Genomic DNA, 24,662 nt, shown 5'->3' on the forward strand with positions numbered 1-24,662 from the left:
AACAGCATGACCGTCCATCGCGTCGCCTTCCTCGTGTTCGACGGCATGAAGATGCTCGACGTCTCCGGCCCGGCGGAGGTCTTCGCCGAGGCGAACACGCTCGGCGCCCGCTACTCGCTGCGGTACGCCTCGCCGTCCGGCGATCCGGTACGCACATCGATCGGTACGTACCTGCCCGTGGACTCGGCCGCGGCGGACCTCGACGTCGACACACTCGTCGTCTCGGGTGGTGATCTGCTCGTCACGGAGCCCATTCCGCCGGATCTGACCGAGGCCGTCCGCAAGGTGCAGGCCCGCACGCCCCGGGTCGTGTCCATCTGCACCGGCTCGTTCGTGCTCGCGGCCGCGGGCCTGCTGTCGGGGCGCCGGGCGACCACGCACTGGCGCCACGCCCGTCTGCTCGCGCGGGCCTACCCCGACATCCAGGTCGATCCCGACGCGCTCTTCGTCGAGGACGGCGGCATCTTCACCTCGGCGGGTGTCACCGCCGGCATCGACCTCGCGCTCTCCCTCGTCGAACGCGACCACGGCGCGGACCTGGCCCGTGAGGTCGCCCGCGGCTTGGTGATGTTCATGCAGCGCCCCGGCGGGCAGTCCCAGTTCTCCGCGTCGCTGAAGGGCAGCGTGCCGCGCACGCCCGCGCTGCGCGGGGTCACCGACCTGATCTCGGCGCAGCCCGCGTTGGAGCACACCGCGGATTCGCTGGCAGCCCTGGTCGGTGTCAGCACGCGGCATCTCACCCGGCTTTTCCACACCGAACTCGGCACGACACCCGCCAAGTACGTCGAGCAGGTACGGCTCGATCATGCAAAGGCACTGCTCGACGTGGGGCACAGCGTCACAGAGAGCGCCCGCGCGGCCGGCTTCGGCAGTGCGGAGACGCTCCGACGAACCTTCGTGACCCGGCTCGGCGTGTCACCCGCTCAGTACAAGGCCCGGTTCGCGACGACGCGCTCGACTCGGCAGGACCCTCGGTCGAAGGAGCGGCCAGGGCACGAGGGCGAGGTCTGAGACCCGGTCACGCGGGGAGAGAGTGCCCCGTTCAGGCAGGCGGGGACGACGCGACCCCGTCGAGCACGTTGGAGACCAGCGCGACGACGAAGTCCTCCGTCACGGGCTCGTCCGGGATGAGCATGCGGTGGTACACGGCACCCCAGAGCTGGTCGACGAGAACCTGCACGTCGACATCGGCCCGGATCTGGCCCTGTTCCCTGGCGCGCAGCAGTCGCTCCCCCGCCAGCCGCCGGCGCTCGGAGGAGTAGAGGGAGCGGAAGGCGGTGGCCAGGTCCTCGTCGGTCTGGGACTGGCCGATCAGCTCGGTGACCACCCGGCCGGCGGGCGTACGGGTCATGATGCGGGCGAACGCACGCAACTGGCTCGTGAGGTCGGCACGGATGTCACCGGTGTCCTCGAAGGCGAGGGTGTCCTCGACGGCGTGGAAGTAGCCGTCCAGGGCGAGGGCTCCCTTGGACGGCCACCACTTGTACAGCGTCGTCTTGCTGACACCGGACAGACGGGCCACCCGTTCGAAGGTCAGGTCGGAGATGCCCTGCTCCAGGAGGATCTCCCCGACCACCCTGAAGACGTCCGCGCGGACCTCGTCGGCCGGTCGGCGGCCACGCCCTCGCGCCGGACGCTCCTCGGTGCCCTCGGCCTGCTTCGTCACGTTCTCTCTCCCTCGCCCGTTCCGGGATCGGCCCCGTCCAGGAAACCGTACGGTCTCGGCGTGGTCCGGCCGCTCGCTCACCCGATGCGCAGGTCGGCGATCAGGCCGTCGCTCAGGCGGAAGACCATCGGGCCGGTGCCGTTGTAGCCGTTGCCGCTCACTCGCAGGTTCACGACGTAGGTGTCCGGATCGTCGCCCGGGTTCAGGCCGAGCAGTTCGAACCGGCTCTGGACGCCGATGTTGTCGGTGCGGTCCCAGTCCCGGATGCCGTCGTGGCCGTGGTACTCACGGCCCCAGTCGTTCAGACGGGCGTCGGCGGTGAACGCCGCGACGAAGGCCTCGGAGTCGGCGCTGTTGGTCGCGTCGATGAACGTGCGGATCGCGGAGGGCAGTTCTGTGCTGGACATGGCTTCTCTCTCTGCAATGGTCCGGATCATCGGGTGGTGGCCGGCCGCGCTTTCGCGCTGACCCGAGGACGGCGCGGCCGGATGGACACCATGGTCCTCGTCGCGCCTCAGGACTGCGATTCCTTGACGTGGAGGAGCTCTCCGAAGCCGAGACGGGTGACGAACTGCTCCTGGGCCCGGCGCAGGACCTCGTTGACCTCCTCCACCCCGGCCTGGCTGAAGTCGACCACGGTGCGGAAGGGGCGGGTGCCGGCCGGGAGGGCGAGAACGCGGACGATCTCGTCGGCCACGGCACGCGGGTGGGCGTCCACCCCGGGCGGGAACAGTCCCTCCGTGGCCTCCTCGTTGCGGGCCACCATCGCGTCCAGCGCGGCATAGGCGCGGGTGCGTTCCGCGTCACCGGCCCGGCTGGCGTTGGGGAAGTGCTCCGTTCCCTGGGTGAAGGGCCCCGGCATCACGATGGTGGTCTCGATGCCGAACTGGCCGACCTCGTACGCGGTCACCTGGGCCAGCGCGTCAGCGGCGAACTTCGACGCGACGTAGGGACCGAGGAAGGGCGGTACGACCACGGAGGTGGTGCTGCCGACGTACAGGAGGGTGCCGGAGCGGCGGGCGCGCATGTGTGGCAGGGCCGCCCGGTTGACGCGCTGGATGCCGACCGCGTTGATGTCCAGCAGCCGCTGGATGTCCTCGGGTGTGAAGGCCTCGACGTAGCCGACGTAGAGGTGTCCGGCGTTGTGGACGACGGTGTCGAGTCGGCCGGCTTCGTCCAGGACCGTCGCGACGGCTGCCTCGGCGGAGGTGTCGGACTGCACGTCGAGCTCGACGACACGGATGTCCTGTCCCTCGCGGCGGCCGAGTTCCAGCAGCTCCTCGGCGTGGCCGGCGTTGCGCCCCCGGGGGTCGCGCATGCTGGCGTAGACGGTGTGGCCGGCGGCGGCGAGCGCGCGGGCGGTGAGGTTGCCGATGCCCGTGGCGGCACCGGTGATCAGAACGACGGATGACATGGGTCTCTCCCTTAGGGATGGTTTCGGGGGGTTGGCAGGGGCGTGGTTGCGGCCGTCAGGCGAGGCCGCCGTTGGTGTAGAGGACCTGGCCGTTGACCCAGCGGGCGGGGCCGGCCAGGAAGGCGACCGACTCGGCGACGTCCTCGGGCTCGCCCAGTCGTTCCAGCGGCGTGGCCTTGGCGAAGTTGGCGACGGTGGCCTCGTCCTTGCCCTCGAAGAAGAGGGGGGTGGCGATCGGACCGGGCGCGACCGTGTTGACGGTGATGTCCTTGCCGCGCAGTTCACGGGCGAGGATCAGCGCGATGCCCTGTACGGCGGCCTTGCTGGCGACGTAGCCGCCGTACGAGGGCAGTTGGGTGCGGGTGACCGAAGTCGAGACGTTGATGATCGCGCCGCCCCGGCGGACGCGGCGAGCGGCCTGCTGGGAGACGACGAAGGTGCCGCGGATGTTCGTGCGGTGCATGCGGTCGAGGTCGTCGAGGTCCAGCGTGGCGATCGGGGCGAGGATCATGATCCCGGCGCCGTTGACTACGACGTCGATGCCGCCGAAGACACTCTCGACGGCGTCGAAGGCGGCTTCCATCTCCCGCTCGTCGGCCACGTCCCCGCTGACGGCGATGGCCTGGCCCCCGGACGCGGTGATCTTCTCGACGATGGCTTCCGCCTTGTCCCTGTTGCCGGCGTAGTGCACCGCGACGGCGAATCCGTCCTGCGCGAGCCGCTCGACGACGGCCTTGCCGATGCCGCCGGATCCGCCGGTGACGAGCGCGACACGGGTGGGGGTGTTCGGGGTGCTGGGGGTGGTGGTCATGGGTCTCTCTCCTCCGCGCGAAATGAACGCTGAGTTCATATAAGCAGAATATGAACGGCTCGTCCACATCTCTGGGTAGATTCACTCCGGCGCAGGGCTGGGGTAGGTGGTCCACGCGGCCGACCGACGCAGCGGCCCGATCGCCGCCGTACCGCCGTGGTGGACCGGGTGAACGGGCCCTTGAGTCGGGCGATGGTGCGCACCCGTTCAGCGTGTGGCCACTCAGGGGCTTCGTCTGTCGAACGGCGCAACCGCTGACCGAAGCACAGCGGCCTCCCAGCGGGCCGCTGTGCCGGTCGCGGCAGTCGGCATCCGCCCTGTCACGCCTCGAAGGTCTGCTCTCCGAGCACCTGCAGGAACTCGAAGTGCTCGGCGGTGCCCGACCCGGGCTGCGGACGGAAGATCACCATCCGATGGCCCGTCGCGGAGCCGAGAACCACGTCGCACTGGACGTCGAGCGCCCCCACATGCGGGTGCACCAGCCGCTTCCGCGTGGAACTCAGCGGCTTGACGGCCATCTCCTCCCAGTAGCCGGCGAACTCGTCGCTGGCCTGGAGGAGGTCGGCCACGAGGCTGTCCGCCGCCGCGTCCCTGCCGCGCCGTGCGACCGCGCTCCGCAGGTCCGCGACATAGTCGCGACCGATCGACTCGTGCTCCTCGGGAACGTTCAGCGCACGCGAGGCCGGGTCGGTGAACCAGCGCCACGTCACGTTGCCGGCCCGCGCCTCCCCCACGGCCCATGAGCCGAACAGCGCCTGGCTGAGCCTGTTCTGGGCGAGCATCGTGGACAGGTCGTCCATGACCTGGGCCGGCACCGTCGTCAGGGCGTCGAGCAGGAACATCATGGCCGGGTCGACGTACCGGCCGGCTCCCCCGCCGCGCGGCGGGGTGTGACCGGCAAGCCGGTAGAGGTGGTCGCGCTCGTCCACCGACAGACGCAGCGCCCCAGCCAGACTCGCCAGCATCGCCGGCGAGGGGTGGGCGTTGCGGGACTGCTCCAGGCGCTCGTAGTAGTCGACCGAGACGTTCGCCAGCAGCGCGACCTCGGAGCGCCGCAGCCCGGGGGTCCTGCGGCGGCCGCCCGCGACCAGCCCGACATCGGCCGGCCGCAGTGCCTCACGCCGGGCCCGCAGGAAGTCCCCGAGGTCGTTGTGGTCGCCGTTCATTCCTGGATGGCCTTCATTCCTTCCGAGATGTACCGCTCACCGGCCACCTCCTCGGACCGGATCGCCTCGCTGAGGTCGCTCAGCGTCCCCGCATCCAGTGTGAGCGCTGCGGCCGCCACGTTCTCCTCCAGGTAGCTGCGCCGCTTGGTGCCGGGGATGGCGGTGACACCCTGGGCCAGCACCCAGGCTAGAGCCAGTTGTCCCGGGGTGATGTCGTGCTTCTCGGCGATCGCGCGTACCCGGTCGGCCAGGGCGAGGTTGTGCGCGAAGTTCTCACCGCTGAAGCGAGGTGCGGTGCGCCGCCAGTCGTTCTGGGGCAGTTCGTCGAGCGAGCGCAGCCGACCCGTGAGGAACCCGCGGCCCAGGGGCGCGTACGCCACGAAGCCGATGCCGAGCTCGCGCACCGCATCGAGCACCCCGTTGCCCTCCACCGTCCTGGTGAACAGCGAGTACTCGGTCTGCACGGCCGACAGCGGCGCGACGGCGTGGGCGGCGCGGATCGTCTCGACGGACGCCTCGCTGACGCCGAGGTAGCGCACCTTGCCCTCGGCGACCAGCTCGCCCAGCGCGCCGAAGGTCTCGGCCACCGGCACGTTCGGGTCGACGCGGTGCTGGTAGTACAGGTCGATGCGGTCCGTGCCCAGTCGGCGCAGTGAACCCTCCACCGCGCTCCGCACGTAACTCGGCCGTCCGTTCGGGCCGCCGACGACCTTTCCGGACTCGTCCAGGGTCAGCCCGCCGAACTTCGTCGCCAGCAGGACCCGGTCCCGGTAGGGCGCGACGGCGCGTCCGAGCAGTTCCTCCCCGGTGAACGGACCGTACATGTCGGCCGTGTCGAAGAGGGTGACTCCGAGTTCGATCGCCCGGTGGATCGTCTCCACCGACCCGGCGTCGTCCCGGGTGCCGTACATGGCGGTCATCCCCATGGTGCCCAGACCCTCGACCGACGCCGTCAGTCCCTGGCTGCCGATCGTGTGTGTCCTGATGCTCATACGTGTCTCCTGTTCGGGCGGTCCCCGCCGTTCGGCGACCGCCCTGCCAGCGTGCGTCACCGGGACGCGGCTTCCAGCGTCCGGCTCAGCCCCGTCTTGCGAGGACGACGCTGGGGCGATGACGGGCATCGGCGTACCCGTCCATCACAGCTAGGAGCTGCCCGGCCGATCGGGGTCGTGGGCGGTCCGGCATGATGTCGAGGTGAGCATCATCGTCGAGTTTTTCGCGGCCCAGGATGACGAGTCAGCGGCTCTGGCTCTTCAGGCAGGGCCACGACACGCATTCGAGTCGCTCTCTTTCGGCAACTTCGACCCCGAAGAAGCTGTGGTCGAATGGGAGTGCCTGCTTGCCGGCGGTAGCTTCGAGGCACTCGTCGAAGCTGGTGAGCCTCGTCTCGTCGCCGGGCAGGACGATGACGGAGGCGTCGTGTTCGTGATCTCGCCTCGCCTGTCCGCCGCACTCGCCGAGGCCGAGGTATCCGATGTGAAGGATGCCGCTGTCGCGTGGTCCTTGCTGCGGGCGGAGGACGGTGAGGTCATCGGCACGGAGATCGCCGAAGTGATCCTGAGTGATCTCGCCGCCTTGGTCAGCAGCGCCCGACGCGAGGGCCGAGATGTCTATTGCCGGGTCACATAGGAATGCACCGGTGGAGCCGGATCGCGATGGACGCCGCGGTGGCGGTACCGAGGAAGACATAGCCCCGCTTGCCAGCGCGTGACGACCGCGCGGGACTGTTTCAGATGGTTGATCGCCCTTTCTACGGTGTTGCGTTTCTTGTAGCGGTCCTCGTCGAACCCGGGCGGCCGTCCGCCGCGTGAGCCCTTCCGCAGACGGGCAGCCTGGCTGTCGGGCTTCACGCGTGGTCTTCCCGGTCCGGACCGAGGGAAGCGGATCTTCTCCAACACGGCAACGAACTGGGTGCAGTCCGCCCGCTGCCCTGGGGTGACGAGCAGGGACAGGGGGCGGCACCGGCCGTTCGCGCTCAGGTGGAGCTTGCCCGTGAACCCGCCCCGCGAGCGGCCCAGGCCTTCACCAGCACCGGGCCACCAGGCTCTGCCATGGCGTCTCGCCCTGGTGTTCACCTTCTTCGGCCCCCCTTGATGCGGGTGCCGACGGATGAAGCGGTTGGGCCGCGGCGCCCTGGAGCTGTTGAAGGTCGCCGAGGAACTGCGGGACGCCGAGATCGAGTTGGAGTTCCTCACTGGTCCCTTAGCAGGGAAGCACGACCCATCTGGCCACGGCGCCGCCCTGTTCGCTTTCTTTGCCGGCATGGCGGAGTCCGAACGCGACTACAGCCGCGACAAGACCCTCGAAGGCCAGGAAGCCGCCCGCACGAAAGGCCAGGCGATCGGAGGCGTCAAGGTCTCCGACAAGGACATGCTTGCCACCGCCTTACGCCTGCGCGACGAGGAGCATCTCTCGCCGCGTGAGATCGCCACCCGGTTCGTGATCCGCACCGGCAAGAAGCGCGGCCGGCACCCCGCCCCGGCCACCGTGATGCGAATGCTCCGCGAGCATGACGAACGGACAGCTTCTCTGGAGCCCACGGCCTGACCTGCGGCTCGGTTCTCACCGTGTTTATTCGGCGAGAACTTCATCTACTGCCCCAACACCCGTTCCAGCGCCCGGCTGAGGAAGTCCCTGAGCCTCGGCGGCCGTCCACGGCACGTCCTCGTTCCACGGTGCTGCTTCGATCTTCACACGGGCGACGTCGACCCCTTCGGCACGTAGCCGCTCGGTCCAGACCAGCGCCGCTTCCCGCTGTGCTTGCAGGACACCATGGCCGTGCACCGTCAACATCGGCTGGTCGGGGGTCGCGCCCCGGTCGAGCACGATCCGTGTGTATTCCACATGGTGGCGCTCCGCCCAACGCCGTATGTGACCCTCATCGCCGACCACGGAGGTGCACCCCACCGTGAGATGGGTCTCGAACTCCCCTGCGAAATCTTTCACTATCGCCCCGTACTCACCTGTCTGCTCAGCAGTGACCAATCTACTGACCGCCACTGACAGAGACGGAGGCTACGGCGGCGCCGACCTGCGCTTCGTTGGCCACGTGCGTGGCTGCCGATCGGGGAGGGGTATCAGCCTGGGTGCAGAACTCTGCAACCTTGTCCTCGCACTCCTCCCAGCTCATCAACTGGGCGTGAAGGTTCGCGCAGGAGTCCGAGCCGACCACCACCGCCCCAGCCGCTCGGGCGCGCCGACAGGAATGCTTACGGCGTCTTACAGCCCGTCGAAAATGTGCGATCAGCGAAAACCCTCGCACCTTCGCGCTGACGTCCCGCCGGTCACGCTACCCGCCGACACTCCTCCCCTCACACCACCGTCAGGCTGCGCCACCCGACTCGGCACGTCAGGCATGCCCACAAGAGGTTGAGTTGCAGAACGCTACTTAGCTAGCTAAGTTGTTTTGCGATATCCAGCCATCAAGGGGACCCAACCCCCCTAACACCCCGGAGGCCCCGTGCCGCTCCTCGGAAGACGCGCCAGCTTTTGGACCGCCGGCGCGGTGGTGGCACTCGCGCTGTGGACCAGCGCCTGCCCGACCATGACCTATCCGCTCTACCAGGCCGAGTGGGGTGTCTCGACGACCACCATCACCTGGATCTTCGCCGCGTACCCGCTCACCCTGATCCCGGTTCTGATCGTTTTCGGTGACCTCTCCGACCACATCGGCAGACGTGCCTCCATCCTGATCGGGCTCGCCGCGGAGCTGATCGGTGCCCTGCTCTTCGCAGTTGCCGGCGACGTCCCATGGCTGCTGATCGGCCGCGCCTTCATGGGCATCGGTGTCGGCCTGTCGATCAGTCCCGCGAGTGTGGCCATGGTCGAGTTCAGCGCACCCGGCAAGGAGAAGCGCGCAGGCGCCATCAGCACGGCGGTATCGGCGCTCGGTATCGGCCTGGCGATGCTGGTGGGCGGCGCCCTGACCGAGTACGCGCCCTTCCCCCTGCACCTCAACTTCTTCGTCCTGGCCGTCACGATCGCTGCCGTGGCGTGCCTGGTCCTGGGCATGCCCCGCCACACCCCGGACGAGACCCGGGAGCCGTGGCGCATCCGGCCGATCGTCATTCCCCGTGGGAGTCGGGTCGTCTTCATGGCCGGCTCGATCGCGTTCGCGTCGTCGTTCCTGCTCGGGGCGATCGTGCTGCCGCTCGGCGCCAAGATCGCCCAGCAGCTCGCCGGTTCGAGCAACGCCCTGGTCACCGGCGGACTCCTGTCGGTCTTCGCGGTGTCCATCACGGTGTTCGCCCTCTTGGCACGGCGCCTGCCGGTCTGGCTCCTGGTCGTCCTCGGGGCGGCGGGGTCGCTTGCGGCGGTCTGGCTGTTCGTCCTCACCGGCGTAGTTCACTCGCTGGCGCTGTTCTTCCTCGCCTCGGCGGTGGCCGGTGCCGCCTACGCGTTCGACTTCGCCGGCGGCTTGACGGTCTTCAGCCGGTACGCCGCTCCGCATCACCGGGCCGGCATGGTCTCTGGCGGATACCTCGCCGGCTACATCGCGCAAGGTGTCGGGGCGCCCGCCCTCGGTGCCGTGGTGACCGCGCACGGGCTGATGCCCGGGCTGCTGACCGGGGCCACCGCGTTCGGTGCCTTCTTCGTCGTCGTCCTCGTCGCAGGTCTGACCGTGCTCGCTCCCCTGCACCGGCGCGGCCCGCACGCCGCCCAGCGGACCGTGGCGGCGTCGGTGGCCCAGGGAGCCGCGCCCGCCACGGACCTGGAGGTCGGCCGCCAGTGACGGCAGCATCCTGGAACGCCGAGTCGCTGCCGAGTGCTGACACCGCGCAGGAGTCCAGACGGCGCCCACGACACCCCTCCGCCGCGCGGCCCGCCGTGCCTGGCTGGGACAAAGACCCCCTTGCGCGCCGGACCCCATCACCGTCCCGCGGGGCCCAGAAGCAGGGACGGGACCCTCAAGTCGAGGCAGATCCCCGTCACTCACGCCCCGCCCACGACGGCGTCCACCCGTGTCTCCGATGACGTCCGGACGGCCACCCTCCCCCTTTGGTATAATGGTATGACATTAATCGGGCGGTAGAGAGGGGTCGGGCAATGGCGGGCGGAACGCTCATCGTCGGTGCCAGTCAGGCGGGTCTCCAACTGGCCGCGTCCCTGCGGAAGTTGGGGGACACGGAGCCGATCGTTCTCGTCGGTGAGGAGCCTCATCCGCCCTATCAGCGGCCGCCGCTGTCCAAGGAGGTCCTCTCCGGGCAGGCGGACTTCGCGTCCTTGGCCTTCCGTACTCCGTCGTACTACTCGGACGCCCGGATCGATCTCGTCAGCGGCGAGCGTGTCACCGACGTGGCACTGTCCCTCTCGGGGCAGCCGGGTTCCGGCGTGGCGACGACCGCGAGTGGGCGCACCCTGTCCTTCGACCGTCTGGCCCTCACCGTGGGTGCCGGGCCCCGGCGCCTGGGCATCCCGGGGGCGGATCTCGACGGCATCTGCTACCTGCGCGACCGTGACGACGCGGCCCACCTGCGGGGCCGGCTCGGCACCGCGTCCCGGGTCGTGGTCGTCGGCGGCGGCTTCATCGGGCTGGAGGCGGCGGCCGTGGCCCGTGCGATGGGCAAGGACGTCACCGTCGTCGAGGCCGCCGAGCGGCTGATCCCCCGGGCCGTGGCGCCCGTCGTCTCCGAGTTCTACCGCCGGGCCCACATGCGGCGCGGCGTCCGGGTGCTGCTCTCGACGGCCGTGTCCGGCTTCGAGGGTGTGTCGGGGCGGGTCGGGGCGGTATGCCTCGCTGACGGCACCAGGCTGCCGGCCGATCTGGTGCTCGTCGGGGTCGGCGTGGTCCCCCGTACCGAACTCGCCGAGCAGTTGGGGCTGGAGTGCGACCGGGGCATCGTCGTCGACGCGTGCGCCCGTACGAGCAATCCCCTGGTCTGTGCCGCCGGGGACTGCACCGTGCAGCCGCACCCCACGACGGGTCTGGGCCGGGTGCGGCTGGAGTCCGTGCAGAACGCCGTCGCCCAGGCCACGGTCGCCGCCGCCTCGCTCCTGGGCATGCCCGCGTGGACGAGGACGGTGCCCTGGTTCTGGTCGTACCAGGGCGACCTGAAACTGCAGATCGCGGGGCTGTCGACGGGCTATGACGACTACGTCGTACGGGGTGAGCCCGACAGCGAGCGGTTCTCCGTCCTGTACTACCGGCAGGGCGGTCTCATCGCCGTGGACGCCGTCAACAACCCCGCCGACTACATGACCGTACGCAAGGTGCTCACCCAGGGAGCGACCATCCCGTCGGGTGCGGCGGGTGACTTCGGAACGCCACTGAAGTCCCTCGTGGTCGCCGGAACGGACGTGGTCGCCACCCCCTGACGGGCCTTGTACGAGTGAGGTGTGAGGCCCCCGGCCTCACACCTCACTCGTTCTCCGTCGCCGCCGCCCGTCAGATGACCGCGGCTTCCAGGGACTCGGGGGCGAACAGTTCCTCGGGCTCCAACAGCCGCTCGGACAGACCTTGTTCGTGGTGGTACCGAAGGAACGTGCCGAGCGCGTCACGGTTGTCGTCGACGCCGTAGGACCAGTAGTCCCTGCCCAGCAGGTTGCGCGCCTCCTCCAGTTGCGGGGTCAGCCAGGGCAGCATGAAGCGCAGGGCAGAGGTGTCGTAGAGGTTGTCGTAGGCGGCGTTCTTGGCGGCGAGCAGCGCCTTGTAGAGCGACTGCGCGACCCAGCGGTGACGGTCGTACACGTCCCGTCTGACGACCACCACATGCATGATCGGGAAGATCCTCGTCGCCGCGTAGTACTCCTTCTCGGCGGCCACGACGTCCGGGAAGACCCGGCGTACCCGGGGGTCCCCCGCGGCGAACGGGCTGGGGACCCGGGGCGTGCACAGCGCGTCGATCTCGCCCTCGGCGAGCATGTGGGCGAGGGTCCTGTCCTCGGGAATGCGGCTGATGCGCAACGAGTCGGGCAGGTCGACGCCCGCCTTCTCGATGCGCCCGGGCGTCTCCTGCCCGCCGGTGAGGTAGCTGACCGAGTCGAACGGCACCCCGTGCCGGTCCCCCAGGATGCCCCGCATCCAGACACACGCGGTGAGTTGGTACTCCGGAGTGCCGATCCGCTTGCCCCGCAGGTCCTCCGGGCCCGCGATGCCCGAGTCGGCGTGGCAGTAGAGCGCGCCGTGCCGGAACATGCGCGAGGTGAAGACGGGCAGGGCCACGAAGGGCGAGGGGTCGGTGCGCAGGGACAGGACGTACGAGGACAGCGACATCTCCGCCACCTCGAACTCCTGGTGCCGCATCATCCTGAAGAAGGTCTCCTCGACGGGCAGCCGCAGGTACGTCAGCTCGATGCCGTCGGGGCGTACGGTGCCCTCGTCGAGGGCGCGCGTGCGGTCGTAGTCGCCGCAGGCGAAGGTGAGTTGCAGTCGTGCCATGGGGTGCGGTCACTTGCCTTTCGCCGTGAGGAGGGCGTCCAGGCGCGGGTAGACACGCCGGGCGTTGGCCTCGAAGACCTTGTGTCGCTGCTCCTTGGTGAGCCCTGCCCGGTCGACGTAGCGCTTGGTGTCGTCCCAGGCGATGCCCGTGTCGGGGTCGGCGCCCCGCACGGCGCCCAGCATCTCGGAGGCGAAGAGGATGTTGTCGGTGTCGACGACCCGGTGCAGCAGGTCGATGCCCGGCTGGTGGTAGACGCAGGTGTCGAAGAAGACGTTCTTCATGACGTGCTCGGCCGGGTCGGGCCGGCCCAGCCGCACGGCCAGTCCGCGGTAGCGGCCCCAGTGGTAGGGCACCGCCCCGCCGCCGTGCGGGATCACGAACCGCAGCGTCGGGAAGCGGGCGAACAGGTCTCCTTCGACGAGTTGCATGAACGCCGACGTGTCCGCGTTCAGGTAATGCGCGCCCAGTGCGTGGAAGTTGGGGTTGCAGGAGGCCGACACGTGGATCATCGCGGGCACGTCCAGCTCGACCATCGTCTCGTACAACGGGAACCAGTACGGGTCGGTCAGCGGCGGTGAGGTCCAGTGGCCGCCGGACGGGTCCGGGTTGAGGTTGCAGCCGACGAAACCGAGGCTCCGCACGCAGCGGCGCAGTTCGGCGCACGCCGCGTCAAGGGTGCCGCCGGGGGTCTGCGGGAGCTGGCACACGGCCGCGAAATGCTCGGGGAACAGTCCCACCACCCGGTGCACGAGGTCGTTGTTGGCGCGTGCCCACTCCTGCGCGGTGTGCGGGTCGGGCACGTGGTGCTCCATCGCGGACGCCTTCGGCGAGAAGAGCATGAAGTCGCCGCCGCGCTCGCGCAGCAGTTTGAGCTGGTTGCTCTCGACGCTCTCGCGGATCGTGTCGTCGCCGAGTTCCGCGGGTGCGGGCGCCGGCCGGGCCGGGTCCGCCAGTCGGGCCAACTGCGCGTCGCGGAAGGACCGGTGCTGCGGTGGTGCCGTCGTGTAGTGGCCGTGGATGTCAATGATCACCGAGGGACTCCGTGTGGTCGACGTAGGCGAGCCCCTTGCGTGCGAGCCGTTCGCGCATCGCGTTGACGTCGAGGCCCAGTTCACCGTCGGCGTAGCGCTTGCGCGACGCCGCCTCCTTCTCCTCCCGGGCGCGCGCTGCCTCCAGTACGTCGGCGGCGCGCAGCCGGGGCACCACCACGGCACCGTCGTCGTCGGCGACGATCACGTCGCCCGGCTCGATGTGCTGACCTGCGCACACGATCGGGGTGTTGACGTCGCCGAGGGTCTCCTTCACCGTCCCGAACGCGCTGACATGACGTGCCCAGACGGGGAAGCCCATGCGCTGGAGGTCGGCGACGTCACGGCAGCCGGCGTCGATGACCAGTCCCCGTACGGCACGGGCGGCGAGTGCGGTGGCGAGCAGGTCGCCGAAGTAGCCCGCCTCGGACGGGGAGGTGGGGGCCACGACGAGCACGTCGCCCTCGCGGCACTGTTCCACGGCGACATGGATCATCCAGTTGTCCCCGGGCGGCACGCTGACGGTGACCGCGGTGCCGGCGATGCGGGCTCCCGGCCAGACGGGGCGCAGTGCGGGGTCGAGGAGTCCGGTGCGGCCCTGGGCCTCGTGGACGGTGGCCACGCCGTGGCCGGCGAGGGCGTCGGTGGTCGCGCGGTCGGCGCGGGGCGGGTTGCGGACGACGATGCTCATGCCGCCGCCCAGGGCAGCAGGGACACGTGCACGGCGTCCTCGCCGCTCTCGCCGCCGACGGTCCGGATGGCGCGGTCGGCCTCGGCGAGGGGGAAGCTGTGCGTGCTCAGTTTCTCCAGCGGGAAGCGGCCCGACGCGAGCTGGTCCAGGGCGAGTTCACAGGAGCGGTAGCTGTGGCCGCGGGCACTCTTGAGGGCGATCGACTTCTCCGTGAGCTTCTTCAGCGGGAAGTCGGGGAACGCGGCCAGTTCGCCCTGGACGACCATCGTGCCCTCGCGTCGCTTGAGCGCGTCGATGCCCAGCAGGACGGGCGCGGTGCCGGCGCCCGCGGTGCAGTCCAGGACGACGTCGACGCCTTTGCCACCGGTGAGTTCCAGGATGCGGGCGAGCGGGTCCTCCTGTGTCACGTCGATGACGTGGTCGGCGCCCAGTTCCTTGGCAAGGGACAGGCGGGCGGCGTCCTTCGTGGTGCCGGTGACGACGATGAGGGAGGCGCCCGCCTGCTTGCAGGCGACGACCTGGGACAGGCCCTGCTGTCCCGGGCCCTGGATGAGCACGGTCGAGGCGTATCCGACGCCCGCGGTCACCAGCGCCCACTCGATGCCGTTGGACAACGGCGTGACCAGACCGGCGAGTTCGGCGGAGACCCCGTCGGGCACACGGTGGGTGACCGAGTTCCACGGCAGGTAGAGGTACTGCGCGAACCCTCCCCACAGGTGGTGTTCGTTCTCCGCCGAGGTGTAGCCGTAGCGGCGGGCGTCGGGGTTGGTGCGCCAGTCGGTGGCCTCGCAGTGGCGGTACTCGCCCTGGTGGCACCACTCGCAGCGGTAGCAGCCGACATAGTGCTCGACGAAGACGCGGTCGCCCTCGACCAGTCCCTTGCGCTCGGAGAAGGTACGGCCCGCCTTGGCGATCACGCCCACGTTCTCGTGTCCCATGATCACCGGGTCGGGGAAGGGCGGCTTCGCGTACATCTTCACGTCGGTGCCGCAGATACCGGCGACCTCGACCTTCAGCAGGGCGCCGTCGTCGGGTATGTCCGGCATCGGGAGCTCCCGTAGTTCGGTGCGGCCGGGTGCCGTCCGTACCGCCGCCAGCACGTGCTCCGCCATGACTTCTCCTGACGTTCGGGGCTGTCCACTCCGCCGACAGCATATGGACTGATGGTCTAACCATGCTACCTTTCGAGCATGGTCGTACCTCATCTCAGGACAGTGACCCGCACCCAGGGCGCCAACGAGGCCCTCAAGACCGGGGCCGTGAGACCCCGCGGCTTCCGGTTCGACTTCGAGGAAGTCCCGGTCCTCGTCCACGCGTTCCGGCGCATGGTCCGCGGGCTGGAGTTCGACGTCAGCGAGATGGCGCTGACCACCTATCTGGTGGCGAAGGCGCACGGCGCACGCTTCACGGCCGTGCCCGCGTTCCTGGTCCGCGGCTTCCACCACGGCGCGATCTTCCACGACGCCTCGTCGGACATCCGCTCCCCCAAGGACCTGGAGGGCCGCAAGGTCGGGGTCAGCCGCGGCTACACGGTGACCACCGGCGTCTGGGCCCGGGCCGTGCTCCAGGAGGAGTACGGCGTCGACCTCGACCAGGTGACGTGGGTGCTCTCGGGCGACGAGCACGTGAGCGCCTACCGGCCGCCGGCGAACGTCGTGCCGATGCCGTCCGGCGCCTCCCTCGAACGGATGCTTGCCGGGGGCGAGTTGGCCGCCGTCATCGGGCCGAAGCCCGACCTGCCCTCCGTGGCACCGCTCATCCCCGATCCGCGGGAGGCCGCCCTCACCGCGCTGCGCGAACGCGGCTTCTACCCGATCAACCACCTGGTCGTGATCCGGGACGAACTACTGGAACGGCGACCGGAGTTGGCGACCGACGTCTTCGACGCCTTCGCGCGCGCCAAGCGTCTGTACGTGGAGCGGCTGCGCGCCGGCGGCATCGACTCCCCGAGCCCCACCGACGTCATGTACCGCCAGGTCATGGAAGCGACCGGCGCGGATCCACTGCCGTACGGGATCGAGCCCAACCGGGCCGTTCTGGAGGAGCTCATGCGGCACGCCGTGGACCAGCACATCCTCCAACGGCCGCTGCCGGTGGACGAGTTGTTCGCCGAGGGCACGCGCACGCTGACCGCCTGACGGTACCGGCGCACCGCCGCACGCCGTACCGGAACCGGAACCGCCTGACCGTACCGCCGTACCGCCGTTCCACAGCCGCCCGCGCCGAAGGGACCCGCATGCGCATCGCCATCGCCGCCGACCACAACGGTCTCGCCCTCAGGACCCGGCTCACCGCCTGGCTGACGGAGCACGGGCACACCGTCGACGACCGCGGCAGCCACAGCAAGGAGACGGTCGACTACCCGCCGCTGTGCGCGGACGTCTGCCGACAGGTGACCGAGGGCCTCGCCGACCGCGGCATCGTCCTCGGCGGCAGCGGGCTCGGGGAGACCATCGCCTGCAACAAGATCCGCGGTATCCGCGCCGGCCTCTGCCACGACGTGTGGAGTGCGGAGATATCGCGCGGCAACAACGACTCCAACGTCCTGGTCCTCGCGGCGAAGGTCCTGTCGTGGGAGAGGACCGAGGAGATCGTGGCCACATGGCTGACGACCCCGTTCAAGGGCGGGGTGCACGAGCTGCGGTTGCGGCAGATCGCCGTACTGGAAGAAGGGGAACGGGCGCGGCGGTCCTGAGCCGGGACCGCATGGCTCCCGGCTCAGGACAAGGGACAGGCGTGGCCGCGTACTTCCCCGCGCGGCTACGCCTCCTCTTCGTCTGGTGCCGTCCCCCGACGTCTAAGGCACCGCCGACAAGAACTCCATGATGCGTGCCGGTGCCGACGTCTCGGTCTGTTCCGCCACCGGCACGTCCCAGTACTCGCTGTGCGGGAGGCACTCCTGCAGGTACCGGGCGGCCGAGGGCGCGTGCGAGGTGTCCTGCCCGGGGACGACGAGGGCCGGTACGTCGAGCAGGAGCAGGTCCTCCGGCTCGGGTCCCGGAACGGTGTCCCGGTCGAACAGCAGCCGGGCCGTGCCGCTCACCATCGTCCGGTAACGACCGGGATCGGTGCGCGCGTACGCGGCGGCGAACTCCGGGTCGCGACGGATCACCTGGGCCCAGGGCCCGACCCGGGGGTCCTTGGTGAAGCCCGCCTCGGATTCCCGTACCAGGGTCACGACCTGGTCGAGGCCGTGCTCGTCCACGTGGGCGAGGTGGCGCTGGAACCGCTCGTGCTGCTTCATCCGGTACCGCACACCCCCGGCCGGCGAGTACAGCACCATGCTCATCACACGCTCGGGGTGGGCCACCGCGACGGCCGCGACGGTGGAGCATCCGACGCAGCCGCCCATCAGGTGTGCCCGTTCGATGCCGAGGTGGTCGAGGAGGCCGATCCCCTGCCGGACGTAGTCCGCCCAGGAGATCCGCTCCAGCCGGCCGCCGGAACCGCCGGACTCGCGCCGGTCGAAGGTGACACAGGTGAACTTCTCGGTGAGGTGGTCCAGCAGCCGCAGCCGCCGGTAGACACCCACCGTCCGCCAGCTCTCCAGGCTGGAGTCGAACCCGCCGGGCGAGAACATCAGCAGGGGTGGTCCCGAACCGGCGACCTCGTACCGGGTGGGTATCGCGTCGATGACGGCGGTGGGCATGCGGGTGGCTCCTCTCGTGGGGCGCCGGCGGTGGCGGGTCAGGTCGCCGGCGGGACGGGTACACCGCCGGCGACCTGGCGTGCGGCCCGCACGTCGGTGGCGTAGGCCGTGATCGCGTCGAGCGTGATCCGGGCGACGTTGGCGTAGGTGTCGGGCGGGTCGTCCAGGGCCGACGCCGCGTAGCCGATGGCCGCGTGGGCCATGCGCATCCGTCCGTCGAGCCAGGGGCCGCCGCCGAAGCCGCCGACCACGGGGATGGAGACGGCCTCGGCGACGGCGGCGCCCACCACCGGACCGGAGTTGGTGAAGTTCAGCAGGGCGGCGCCGGCCTCTTCGAGTTGTCTGGCCTGGGTGATCAGGGCCTCCCGCATCGCGGCGGGCACCTGGTCGGCGGCGGAGGGCACGGCGTTGTACTCGACGCCGTAGCGCAGTGCCGTCTGCGGGGTGATCCCGAACTGGGCGAACACCGGGACGCCCGCGCGGGTGATCGCGGTGACGGCCTCGGGGAAGTCGGCGGCCCCGTCCAGCTTGACCAGGTCGACCCCGGTCTCCTTGACGAACCGGACGGCCGCCCGCACCGCGCTGTCCGTGCCCTCCTGCAAAGGGCCGAACGGGAAGTCGACGCAGACCAGGGCCCGTTCGACGCCCCGGCGTACCGCCCGGGCGACGACGATCATCTCGTCCATCGTCACCTCGAACGGGTGGGAGTGCCCCCACAGGTTCACGCCCACCGTGTCGCCGACCGAGACGAGGTCGACGCCGGCCCGGTCCACGATGCGCGCGATCTGGTGGTCCCAGGCCACCACACCGACGATCTTCCTCCCTTCGTCCTTCATCCGCTGGAGATCGCGCAGCGTGACCCTGTCGGACATGTGTGGTCCTCCTAGACCCTGAGCGCCGTGAGGAGTTCGAAGGCGTCGCTCTCGTCGGCGGTGAGCAGCAGTACGCGGGCGTACGGTCGCAGCGCCGCGACGGCGTCGTCGGCCTCGAATCCGTCGCCCAGGACCACCCCCGCGGTGGTGATGCTGCGTTGCCAGCAGATCCGGCCGATGGCGGCCGCGGCGGCCCGGCCGCCGTCCTCGGTGGCGAGGACGACGACCACGTCGGTGCCGGTCAGCGCGTCTTCGAGGGGGGTGATGCCGCCGTGCAGGCCGTGCAGGAGTCCGTCGGTGTCCCGCAGGCCCGTCGCCGTGTAGAAGCGGGCGTGGGCCCAGGGGCGTTCGGCGAGTCGGTGCGCGACCGCGACCGCCCTGTCGTCCAGGGCGATGACGCGGGCGGCGCGGGCCGGGGCGATCGGTACGTCGATCCGGAACCGGGATTCGCTCGCGGAGGCCGCCCGGGCGCTCTCGCTGAGCGTCGTCGTGGCTGGGGTCGTCATGTCAGACCGACGCCTGCGGGACACCGGGGTTCACCTTGACCGCGTCGCGGCAGGAGTCCAGGAACGACTCGGCCTGCGGCAGGACGACGGCCGCGGAACGCACCCGGTGGTGCTCCGGGTTCACACCGGGAGGCGTGACGCCCTCGTCGCGCAGCGCCAGCGCGGACCTGCGCAGCTTCTGGCGGGCCTTGATGATCCCGCTGTCGGCGGGCACGAGCCGCTCCTTGCTGCGGTCCACGACGGGCCCCATGCTCTCCTGGAGCGAGGCGTCCTGCATGGCGATGCCGGCCACGCCGGAGTAGGTCTCGCCGCGCTTCTGCGCCTCACGGTCGATCAGGTAGTCGTTGTCCATGTTGGCGACCGGCCTGAAGGTGCCCGGGATGGTCCGGGTGTGCACACCGTGGCCGTCGATCATGGCCTGTCGCTCGGTGTCGGTGAGGGCGCGCACGGGGTGGTAGTCGAAGGAGTACGTCCAGCAGTTCTCGTCGTCGATCGGCACCCAGAAGTGGCCGTGCACGGGGTGGTCGCCGCGGGGCGGGACCATCGTGAAGGCCGGCATCACCCAGGGTGTGATGCGCCAGTAGTAGGTGCCCTCCTCGGCGTTGCGGCGGGCGCCGACGAAGAGTCCGCCGTCGCTGTCGGCGACCTCGAAGAAGGGCTTGGTGTCCTTCATGTTGTATTCGTTGCCCTTGGCGCCCTTGAAGAGGGGGTCGGTCTTCAGGCCGCCGGAGTGCAGGAACGTCACATGGCTGGAGTCGATGCCGCCCTCGAAGGCCTGGAGCCAGTTGCACTGCTGCCAGCGCTTGGAGGTGTAGGTCTGCTCGGCGGGGACGTGCACCCATTCGAACTGCGGCAGCGGCGGCTGGGTGGCCCGGTCCCCCATGTAGGTCCACAGCACGTCGCCGATCTTGACCAGCGGGTACGACGTGAGCTGCACGTTCTGGCAGAAGCTGCTGTTGTCGGCCTCCGAGGGGACCTCGGTGCACTGGCCGGTGACGTCGTACTTCCAGCCGTGGTACGGGCAGCGCAGACCGGAGCCCTCGTTGCGTCCGAACCACAGGGACGCGCCGCGGTGGGCGCAGAACTCGTCGATCAGGCCGTAGCGTCCCTCGCTGTCACGGAAGGCGATCATGCGTTCCGACAGGAGCTTCACCCGCACGGGCGGGCAGTCGTTCTCGGGCAGCTCCTCGGCCAGCAGCGCGGGGATCCAGTACTGGCGGAACAGCTCGCCCATCGGCGTGCCCGGACCGGTCTGGGTGAGCAGCTCGTTGATGTCTTTTCTGAGCACAGCCGTTTCCCTTTCGGATACCGACCCTCCGGCGGGTCGTGAGCATCGGTGCCGGACGGTTCGTCGTCGTCCGGGTTGCCTGTTGTCAGGGCTGGTCCGGGGGGATCTCGACGGTCAGGCCGCCGAGTTCCGGGGTGACGCCGATCTGGCAGGACAGACGGCTGGTGCCGCGGCGTTCGGCCACGGCGAGGTCGAGCAGGTCGTCCTCCATGTCGCCGGGCGGGCCGACGAGCGGCGCGAACTCCTCGCGCACCCAGACGTGGCAGGTGGCGCAGGACAGGTTGCCGCCGCACTCCGCGACGATCCCGGGGACACCGTTCTTCACCGCGGCCGCCATGACCGAGTCCCCGACCGTCGCATCGACGGTGTACTCGGGACCGTCGGCGCCGACGAAGATCACCTTGGGCAAGATCCCAACTTCCTCTCGCGATCGGCGGAATCCATCGCGACCTGGCATGCCGAGGAAGCCATGTCCGCGCTGATGGTCTGTCCATTAGACCAGAATCTCGGAAGTCGAAACAAGAGACCGGACGCGGGTTCACAATCAGCGGCATGCGCACCCTGATCCTGCTTCGCCACGGCGAGAGCGAATGGAACTCCCGGAACCTGTTCACCGGCTGGATCGACGTCGACCTGACCGCGCACGGCGAGGAACAGGCCCGGCTCAGCGGGAAAGCCCTCAGCGCCGCCGGCCTCCTCCCCGCCCGCGTGCACACCTCCGTGCTCACCCGCGCGGTCCGCACGGCCGCGCTCGCCCTGGAGGGCGCCGGCCGCCCCCAGGTGCCGACATCACGCCACTGGCGACTCAACGAGCGGCACTACGGCGCGCTCCAGGGCCGCGAGAAGGCGGAGGTCCTGCGCGAGTTCGGCGAGGAACGGTTCCACCGGTGGCGCCGCTCGTACGACGCCGCCCCACCCCCGGTCGCCGAGGGATCAGCGGGAGACGTCTCGAACGACCCCCGCTACGCGGGCCTGCCCCTCGGCCTCCTGCCCCGCACCGAGTCGCTCGCGGACGTCACCGCACGGCTGCTGCCCCACTGGCAGGACGTGATCGTTCCCGATCTGCGCCCGGGGCGTACCGTCCTGGTCGTGGCACACAGCAACTCGCTCAGAGCCCTCGTCGCACACCTCGACCGACTGACCCACGAGGAGCTGCCGAAGCTGAACATCCCCACCGGCCTGCCCCTGCGCTACGACCTCGACGAACACCTGGTCCCGCTGGTCCGGGGCGGCCGGTACCTGGACCCGCAGACGGCGGCCGCGGCAGCCGACGCGGTGGCCCGGCAGGGCGGCGGACGGCTCCGCACACGTCGTTGACGCCCACCAGGGGTGGACTTATGGTTCTACCAATTCCAACCCCCTCCGGACGCATCCACCTGGTGCGTCACAGAGCCGACCAGGAAGGGCCCCATGGCCAAGGATGCGATCGTCAACGACAACCTGGCGGCGAAGTTCGCCACCGAGAAGGACTCCCCCTACACGCGCTGGGTCGCCGCCGAGGGGCTGGACATCATCGCCGCGCACTACGTGCCCGACCTGCGCACGGTCGAACTGAAGCCGTGGGAGCGGCGCGGTGGCCGGGGCGTGTTCATCAACCACGAGGCCACCCGCACCTCGAACGACTGCTACGTCTGTGAGATACCGGCGGGCGGGAAGCTCGCTCCGCAGCGGCAGTTGTTCGAGGAGATGATCCTCGTCCTCGACGGCCAGGGATCGACGAGGGTCTGGAACGACGCCGGCGCCGAGACCACCTTCGAGTGGCAGGCCGGCTCGATGTTCGCCATCCCGCTCAACGCCAACCACCAGCACTTCAACGGCTCCGGCAACAAGACCGCGCGCTTCGTGTCGTCGACGAACATGCCGCCCGTCATCAACCTCTACGAAGACCCCGACTTCGTCTTCAACACCCCGCGCGACTTCCCCGACCGATTCAACGGCGAGCCCGAGTACTTCTCCCCCAGGGGCGAGCAGAAGGGCCTGCTGCTCGACACCAACTTCGTCGCCGACGCGGTCAACCTGCCGCTGATCGAGGCCAAGGAGCGCGGCGCGGGCGGCGGCCACATCCGCTTCGCCATGGCCAAGGGGTCGATGAACAGCCACATCTCGCAGTTCCCCACGGCCACCTACAAGAAGGGGCACCGGCACGGGCCGGGCGCCCACGTCATCATCCTCTCCGGCGAGGGCTACAGCCTGATGTGGCCCGAGGGCGAGGAGCCGCGCCGCTACGAGTGGGGCCCCGGCACCCTGATCGTGCCGCCGAACATGTGGTTCCACCAGCACTTCAACACCGGGGCCGAACCCGGCCGCTACCTCGCCTTCAAGCACGAGGTGGTCTCCGTGCGCAACGCCCAGGGCGTGCCGAAGGCCTGGATCAGCCGGCGCATCGGCGGTGACCAGATCGACTACGCCGACGAGTCGCCGTACGTGCGGGAGACGTTCCGCGACGCGCTCGCCAAGAACGGCATGCAGCCGCAGATGGACGCCGTCTACGAGGCGGAGCTCGAGACGCTGCCCCCGGAGCCGGGCAGGACCGACTCCGTCTGACATCCGTCGTCCGCAAAGGAGCGGGACCGTGCGGCACACCGAAGAACACATCCACGACGGCGGGGCGCGCACGGTCTACTCGGCCCACACCCCCGACCACGACCACACCCACGACGACGAGCCGACCGGGACGTTGCGGGACAACCCGATCTGGCAGCAGGACAACGTGACGCTGCACAGTGTCGGGATGGACATCGGCTCCTCCGGCACCCAGGTCGTCTTCTCCCGGCTGCATCTGCGCCGCCTGGGCGAGGACCTGACGAGCCGCTACCACGTGGTGCGCCGCGAGACGCTGCACCGCTCCCCGGTCGAGCTCACCCCGTACGCCGACGACGAGTACATCGACGCGGGCGCGCTCGGTTCGATCATCGACACCGCCTACCGCGAGGCAGCCGTGGCGGCGGCCGACGTGGACACCGGCGTCGTCATCCTCACCGGGGAGGCACTGCGCCGCCGCAACGCCGAGGTGATCGCGGGCATCCTGGCCGAGCGCGGCGGCGAGCTGGTGACCGCGAGCGCGGGGCACCACATGGAGGCCATGCTCGCCGCTTACGGGTCGGGGGCGGCGAAGGCGTCGTACGACACCGGGCAGCGCATCCTGAACGTCGACATTGGGGGCGGGACCACCAAGCTCGCGGTCCTGGACGGCGGCCGGGTGGTGGCGACCGCCGCCCTGCACATCGGCGGCCGGCTCCAGGTGGTGGACGACAGCGGGCGCATCGTCCGTCTGGACCCGGCGGGCGCCGCGCACGCCGCCCGCGCCGGGTTCACCTGGAAGGTCGGCGACAGCGCCCGGGACGACGAGGTGGAGCTGGTCGCGCAGTCGATGGCGAACGCCCTGATGGACGCCCTCACCGCCGACCCGCTGCCCCCGCACGTACGGGACCTCTTCCTCACCGACCCCCTGGGTGACACCGGTCCGATCGACGCGGTGATGTTCTCGGGCGGGGTGGCGGAGTACGTGTACGACCCGGAGCGCACGCACTTCGGTGACCTCGGCCGGCCTCTCGGGCGTGCCCTGCGTCGGCGGGTGGACGCGGGCCGGTTGCCGTACCCCCTGCTGCCCGCCGGGGAGCGCATCCGCGCCACGGCACTGGGTGCGTCGGAGTTCAGCGTCCAGCTCAGCGGCAACACCGGGTACATCTCCGATCCCGACGCGCTGCTGCCGCGGCGCAACCTCCAGGTCGTCCGGCCGGTCCACGAACTCCCGGAGACGGTACGGGCGCGGGACGTCGAGGCGGCCGTACGCAGCCGCCTGCTCGCCCTCGACGTGGCACAGACGGGCGTGGACGTAGCCCTGGCCCTGTCGTGGAGCGGTCTCCCCAGCCACGAGCGGCTGCTGCCCTTCGCGCAGGGTGTGAGGGACGCGCTCGCCGACCGCACGGCCCTGGGCAACCCCCTGTACGTCGTGCTGGACGGGGACGTGGCCATGACGCTCGGCAGGCTGCTGCGCGAGGAGTTGGGGGTCACCGCGGACCTCCTCGTCATCGACGGGCTGAGCCTGCGGGACTTCGACTACGTGGACATCGGGCGGGTGCGTTTCCCCTCGAACACGGTCCCCGTCACCATCAAGTCCCTCGTCTTCGGGGACGACCCCCGCTGAGCGCTCCGCCGCTGGTCAGCGGCACCGGTTACGGTGCCTCCTGAG

The 24,662-nt window shown here is 70.0% G+C and carries 26 protein-coding genes; 10 read left to right on the plus strand and 16 right to left on the minus strand.

Going from position 1 to position 24,662, the window contains the following annotated elements; genetic code table 11:
• Positions 1 to 6 precede the first annotated feature (6 nt).
• Positions 7 to 1,011 (plus strand): GlxA family transcriptional regulator, encoded by a 1,005-nt coding sequence (locus tag ACZ66S_RS36665; protein WP_469905898.1) that lies wholly within the window; start codon positions 7 to 9, stop codon positions 1,009 to 1,011.
• Between the two features lie 31 nt (positions 1,012 to 1,042).
• On the opposite strand, the gene ACZ66S_RS36670 is transcribed toward ACZ66S_RS36665, so the two are convergent.
• The 6 genes from ACZ66S_RS36670 to ACZ66S_RS36695 all read right to left on the minus strand — a co-directional run bounded on the left by ACZ66S_RS36670 (position 1,043) and on the right by ACZ66S_RS36695 (position 6,043).
• Complete coding sequence (locus ACZ66S_RS36670; RefSeq protein ID WP_469905899.1) at positions 1,043 to 1,666, minus strand: TetR/AcrR family transcriptional regulator; 624 nt, start codon at positions 1,664 to 1,666, stop codon at positions 1,043 to 1,045.
• Between the two features lie 77 nt (positions 1,667 to 1,743).
• Positions 1,744 to 2,073, minus strand: a complete 330-nt coding sequence (locus ACZ66S_RS36675) for a nuclear transport factor 2 family protein (protein ID WP_469905900.1) — start codon at positions 2,071 to 2,073, stop codon at positions 1,744 to 1,746.
• 107 nt (positions 2,074 to 2,180) lie between these two features.
• A complete protein-coding gene (locus ACZ66S_RS36680; RefSeq protein WP_469905901.1) occupies positions 2,181 to 3,080 on the minus strand; it encodes an SDR family oxidoreductase in 900 nt (299 codons plus the stop codon).
• 55 nt (positions 3,081 to 3,135) lie between these two features.
• A complete protein-coding gene (locus ACZ66S_RS36685) occupies positions 3,136 to 3,891 on the minus strand; it encodes an SDR family oxidoreductase (RefSeq protein ID WP_469905902.1) in 756 nt (251 codons plus the stop codon).
• Positions 3,892 to 4,211: 320 nt separating this feature from the next.
• Positions 4,212 to 5,057 carry a helix-turn-helix domain-containing protein gene (locus tag ACZ66S_RS36690; protein ID WP_469905903.1) on the minus strand — a complete coding sequence of 282 codons (846 nt, stop codon included), beginning with the start codon at positions 5,055 to 5,057 and terminating at the stop codon, positions 4,212 to 4,214.
• Entirely contained in the window at positions 5,054 to 6,043 is a 990-nt protein-coding gene (locus ACZ66S_RS36695) for an aldo/keto reductase (protein WP_469905979.1), read from the minus strand. The genes ACZ66S_RS36690 and ACZ66S_RS36695 overlap by 4 nt, the downstream gene beginning before the upstream one ends.
• A 208-nt stretch (positions 6,044 to 6,251) precedes the next feature.
• Here ACZ66S_RS36695 and ACZ66S_RS36700 point away from each other — a divergent pair, with 208 nt between their 5' ends.
• Both ACZ66S_RS36700 and ACZ66S_RS36705 read left to right on the plus strand, forming a co-directional pair.
• Entirely contained in the window at positions 6,252 to 6,686 is a 435-nt protein-coding gene (locus ACZ66S_RS36700) for a hypothetical protein (protein ID WP_469905904.1), read from the plus strand.
• Positions 6,687 to 7,166: 480 nt separating this feature from the next.
• A complete protein-coding gene (locus tag ACZ66S_RS36705; RefSeq protein ID WP_469905905.1) occupies positions 7,167 to 7,604 on the plus strand; it encodes a recombinase family protein in 438 nt (145 codons plus the stop codon).
• A gap of 24 nt (positions 7,605 to 7,628) precedes the next feature.
• On the opposite strand, the gene ACZ66S_RS36710 is transcribed toward ACZ66S_RS36705, so the two are convergent.
• Complete coding sequence (locus ACZ66S_RS36710; RefSeq protein ID WP_469905906.1) at positions 7,629 to 8,003, minus strand: hypothetical protein; 375 nt, start codon at positions 8,001 to 8,003, stop codon at positions 7,629 to 7,631.
• A 559-nt stretch (positions 8,004 to 8,562) separates the two neighbouring features.
• Here ACZ66S_RS36710 and ACZ66S_RS36715 point away from each other — a divergent pair.
• Together ACZ66S_RS36715 and ACZ66S_RS36720 are read left to right on the plus strand one after the other, a co-directional pair.
• Complete coding sequence (locus ACZ66S_RS36715) at positions 8,563 to 9,789, plus strand: MFS transporter (RefSeq protein ID WP_469905907.1); 1,227 nt, start codon at positions 8,563 to 8,565, stop codon at positions 9,787 to 9,789.
• 314 nt (positions 9,790 to 10,103) lie between these two features.
• Entirely contained in the window at positions 10,104 to 11,372 is a 1,269-nt protein-coding gene (locus tag ACZ66S_RS36720; protein ID WP_469905908.1) for an NAD(P)/FAD-dependent oxidoreductase, read from the plus strand.
• A 70-nt stretch (positions 11,373 to 11,442) separates the two neighbouring features.
• Here ACZ66S_RS36720 and ACZ66S_RS36725 read toward each other — a convergent pair whose 3' ends face one another.
• From ACZ66S_RS36725 to ACZ66S_RS36740, 4 genes are read right to left on the minus strand one after another with little or no spacing between them, the layout of a single operon-like run.
• Complete coding sequence (locus ACZ66S_RS36725) at positions 11,443 to 12,435, minus strand: substrate-binding domain-containing protein (protein ID WP_469905909.1); 993 nt, start codon at positions 12,433 to 12,435, stop codon at positions 11,443 to 11,445.
• Between the two features lie 9 nt (positions 12,436 to 12,444).
• Positions 12,445 to 13,467: an amidohydrolase family protein gene (locus ACZ66S_RS36730; RefSeq protein ID WP_469905910.1), complete on the minus strand. Its 1,023-nt coding sequence runs from the start codon at positions 13,465 to 13,467 to the stop codon at positions 12,445 to 12,447.
• Positions 13,457 to 14,155 carry a 4-carboxy-4-hydroxy-2-oxoadipate aldolase/oxaloacetate decarboxylase gene (locus ACZ66S_RS36735; RefSeq protein ID WP_469905911.1) on the minus strand — a complete coding sequence of 233 codons (699 nt, stop codon included), beginning with the start codon at positions 14,153 to 14,155 and terminating at the stop codon, positions 13,457 to 13,459. The genes ACZ66S_RS36730 and ACZ66S_RS36735 overlap by 11 nt, the downstream gene beginning before the upstream one ends.
• Positions 14,152 to 15,267: a zinc-dependent alcohol dehydrogenase gene (locus tag ACZ66S_RS36740; protein ID WP_469905912.1), complete on the minus strand. Its 1,116-nt coding sequence runs from the start codon at positions 15,265 to 15,267 to the stop codon at positions 14,152 to 14,154. Before ACZ66S_RS36740 ends, ACZ66S_RS36735 begins: the two co-directional genes overlap by 4 nt.
• Positions 15,268 to 15,345: 78 nt before the next feature.
• Here ACZ66S_RS36740 and ACZ66S_RS36745 point away from each other — a divergent pair, with 78 nt between their 5' ends.
• Both ACZ66S_RS36745 and ACZ66S_RS36750 read left to right on the plus strand, forming a co-directional pair.
• On the plus strand, positions 15,346 to 16,293 hold the full coding sequence (locus tag ACZ66S_RS36745) for an ABC transporter substrate-binding protein (RefSeq protein WP_469905913.1): 948 nt from the start codon (positions 15,346 to 15,348) through the stop codon (positions 16,291 to 16,293).
• 98 nt (positions 16,294 to 16,391) lie between these two features.
• Entirely contained in the window at positions 16,392 to 16,850 is a 459-nt protein-coding gene (locus ACZ66S_RS36750; protein WP_469905914.1) for an RpiB/LacA/LacB family sugar-phosphate isomerase, read from the plus strand.
• A gap of 102 nt (positions 16,851 to 16,952) precedes the next feature.
• Here ACZ66S_RS36750 and ACZ66S_RS36755 read toward each other — a convergent pair whose 3' ends face one another.
• The 5 genes from ACZ66S_RS36755 to ACZ66S_RS36775 form a co-directional block, all read right to left on the minus strand.
• Positions 16,953 to 17,804, minus strand: a complete 852-nt coding sequence (locus ACZ66S_RS36755) for an alpha/beta fold hydrolase (protein ID WP_469905915.1) — start codon at positions 17,802 to 17,804, stop codon at positions 16,953 to 16,955.
• Positions 17,805 to 17,842: 38 nt separating this feature from the next.
• Complete coding sequence (locus ACZ66S_RS36760) at positions 17,843 to 18,676, minus strand: 3-methyl-2-oxobutanoate hydroxymethyltransferase (protein ID WP_469905916.1); 834 nt, start codon at positions 18,674 to 18,676, stop codon at positions 17,843 to 17,845.
• An 11-nt stretch (positions 18,677 to 18,687) separates the two neighbouring features.
• Positions 18,688 to 19,182 carry a 3-methyl-2-oxobutanoate hydroxymethyltransferase gene (locus tag ACZ66S_RS36765; RefSeq protein ID WP_469905917.1) on the minus strand — a complete coding sequence of 165 codons (495 nt, stop codon included), beginning with the start codon at positions 19,180 to 19,182 and terminating at the stop codon, positions 18,688 to 18,690.
• Between the two features lies 1 nt (position 19,183).
• Positions 19,184 to 20,470, minus strand: a complete 1,287-nt coding sequence (locus tag ACZ66S_RS36770; RefSeq protein ID WP_469905918.1) for an aromatic ring-hydroxylating dioxygenase subunit alpha — start codon at positions 20,468 to 20,470, stop codon at positions 19,184 to 19,186.
• An 85-nt stretch (positions 20,471 to 20,555) separates the two neighbouring features.
• Positions 20,556 to 20,870 carry a 2Fe-2S iron-sulfur cluster-binding protein gene (locus ACZ66S_RS36775; protein ID WP_469905980.1) on the minus strand — a complete coding sequence of 105 codons (315 nt, stop codon included), beginning with the start codon at positions 20,868 to 20,870 and terminating at the stop codon, positions 20,556 to 20,558.
• 152 nt (positions 20,871 to 21,022) lie between these two features.
• Here ACZ66S_RS36775 and ACZ66S_RS36780 point away from each other — a divergent pair, with 152 nt between their 5' ends.
• The 3 genes from ACZ66S_RS36780 to ACZ66S_RS36790 all read left to right on the plus strand — a co-directional run bounded on the left by ACZ66S_RS36780 (position 21,023) and on the right by ACZ66S_RS36790 (position 24,617).
• Positions 21,023 to 21,787: a 2,3-bisphosphoglycerate-dependent phosphoglycerate mutase gene (locus ACZ66S_RS36780; RefSeq protein ID WP_469905919.1), complete on the plus strand. Its 765-nt coding sequence runs from the start codon at positions 21,023 to 21,025 to the stop codon at positions 21,785 to 21,787.
• A 93-nt stretch (positions 21,788 to 21,880) separates the two neighbouring features.
• Positions 21,881 to 23,014 carry a cupin domain-containing protein gene (locus ACZ66S_RS36785; RefSeq protein WP_469905920.1) on the plus strand — a complete coding sequence of 378 codons (1,134 nt, stop codon included), beginning with the start codon at positions 21,881 to 21,883 and terminating at the stop codon, positions 23,012 to 23,014.
• A gap of 28 nt (positions 23,015 to 23,042) precedes the next feature.
• A complete protein-coding gene (locus ACZ66S_RS36790; protein WP_469905921.1) occupies positions 23,043 to 24,617 on the plus strand; it encodes an ethanolamine ammonia-lyase reactivating factor EutA in 1,575 nt (524 codons plus the stop codon).
• The last annotated feature ends 45 nt before the right edge of the window (positions 24,618 to 24,662 follow it).

This window comes from Streptomyces sp. NPDC107471 (assembly GCF_055582845.1).

What these genes read in the sequence shown, in the direction of transcription:
- ACZ66S_RS36665 (WP_469905898.1), top strand. Translation starts at nt 7, where the DNA reads ATGACCGTCCATCGCGTCGCCTTCCTCGTGTTCGACGGCATGAAGATG.
- ACZ66S_RS36675 (WP_469905900.1), bottom strand. Translation starts at nt 2,073, where the DNA reads ATGTCCAGCACAGAACTGCCCTCCGCGATCCGCACGTTCATCGACGCG.
- ACZ66S_RS36680 (WP_469905901.1), bottom strand. Translation starts at nt 3,080, where the DNA reads ATGTCATCCGTCGTTCTGATCACCGGTGCCGCCACGGGCATCGGCAAC.
- ACZ66S_RS36685 (WP_469905902.1), bottom strand. Translation starts at nt 3,891, where the DNA reads ATGACCACCACCCCCAGCACCCCGAACACCCCCACCCGTGTCGCGCTC.
- ACZ66S_RS36690 (WP_469905903.1), bottom strand. Translation starts at nt 5,057, where the DNA reads ATGAACGGCGACCACAACGACCTCGGGGACTTCCTGCGGGCCCGGCGT.
- ACZ66S_RS36705 (WP_469905905.1), top strand. Translation starts at nt 7,167, where the DNA reads ATGAAGCGGTTGGGCCGCGGCGCCCTGGAGCTGTTGAAGGTCGCCGAG.
- ACZ66S_RS36720 (WP_469905908.1), top strand. Translation starts at nt 10,104, where the DNA reads ATGGCGGGCGGAACGCTCATCGTCGGTGCCAGTCAGGCGGGTCTCCAA.
- ACZ66S_RS36725 (WP_469905909.1), bottom strand. Translation starts at nt 12,435, where the DNA reads ATGGCACGACTGCAACTCACCTTCGCCTGCGGCGACTACGACCGCACG.
- ACZ66S_RS36735 (WP_469905911.1), bottom strand. Translation starts at nt 14,155, where the DNA reads ATGAGCATCGTCGTCCGCAACCCGCCCCGCGCCGACCGCGCGACCACC.
- ACZ66S_RS36740 (WP_469905912.1), bottom strand. Translation starts at nt 15,267, where the DNA reads ATGGCGGAGCACGTGCTGGCGGCGGTACGGACGGCACCCGGCCGCACC.
- ACZ66S_RS36745 (WP_469905913.1), top strand. Translation starts at nt 15,346, where the DNA reads ATGGTCGTACCTCATCTCAGGACAGTGACCCGCACCCAGGGCGCCAAC.
- ACZ66S_RS36750 (WP_469905914.1), top strand. Translation starts at nt 16,392, where the DNA reads ATGCGCATCGCCATCGCCGCCGACCACAACGGTCTCGCCCTCAGGACC.
- ACZ66S_RS36755 (WP_469905915.1), bottom strand. Translation starts at nt 17,804, where the DNA reads ATGCCCACCGCCGTCATCGACGCGATACCCACCCGGTACGAGGTCGCC.
- ACZ66S_RS36760 (WP_469905916.1), bottom strand. Translation starts at nt 18,676, where the DNA reads ATGTCCGACAGGGTCACGCTGCGCGATCTCCAGCGGATGAAGGACGAA.
- ACZ66S_RS36765 (WP_469905917.1), bottom strand. Translation starts at nt 19,182, where the DNA reads ATGACGACCCCAGCCACGACGACGCTCAGCGAGAGCGCCCGGGCGGCC.
- ACZ66S_RS36780 (WP_469905919.1), top strand. Translation starts at nt 21,023, where the DNA reads ATGCGCACCCTGATCCTGCTTCGCCACGGCGAGAGCGAATGGAACTCC.
- ACZ66S_RS36785 (WP_469905920.1), top strand. Translation starts at nt 21,881, where the DNA reads ATGGCCAAGGATGCGATCGTCAACGACAACCTGGCGGCGAAGTTCGCC.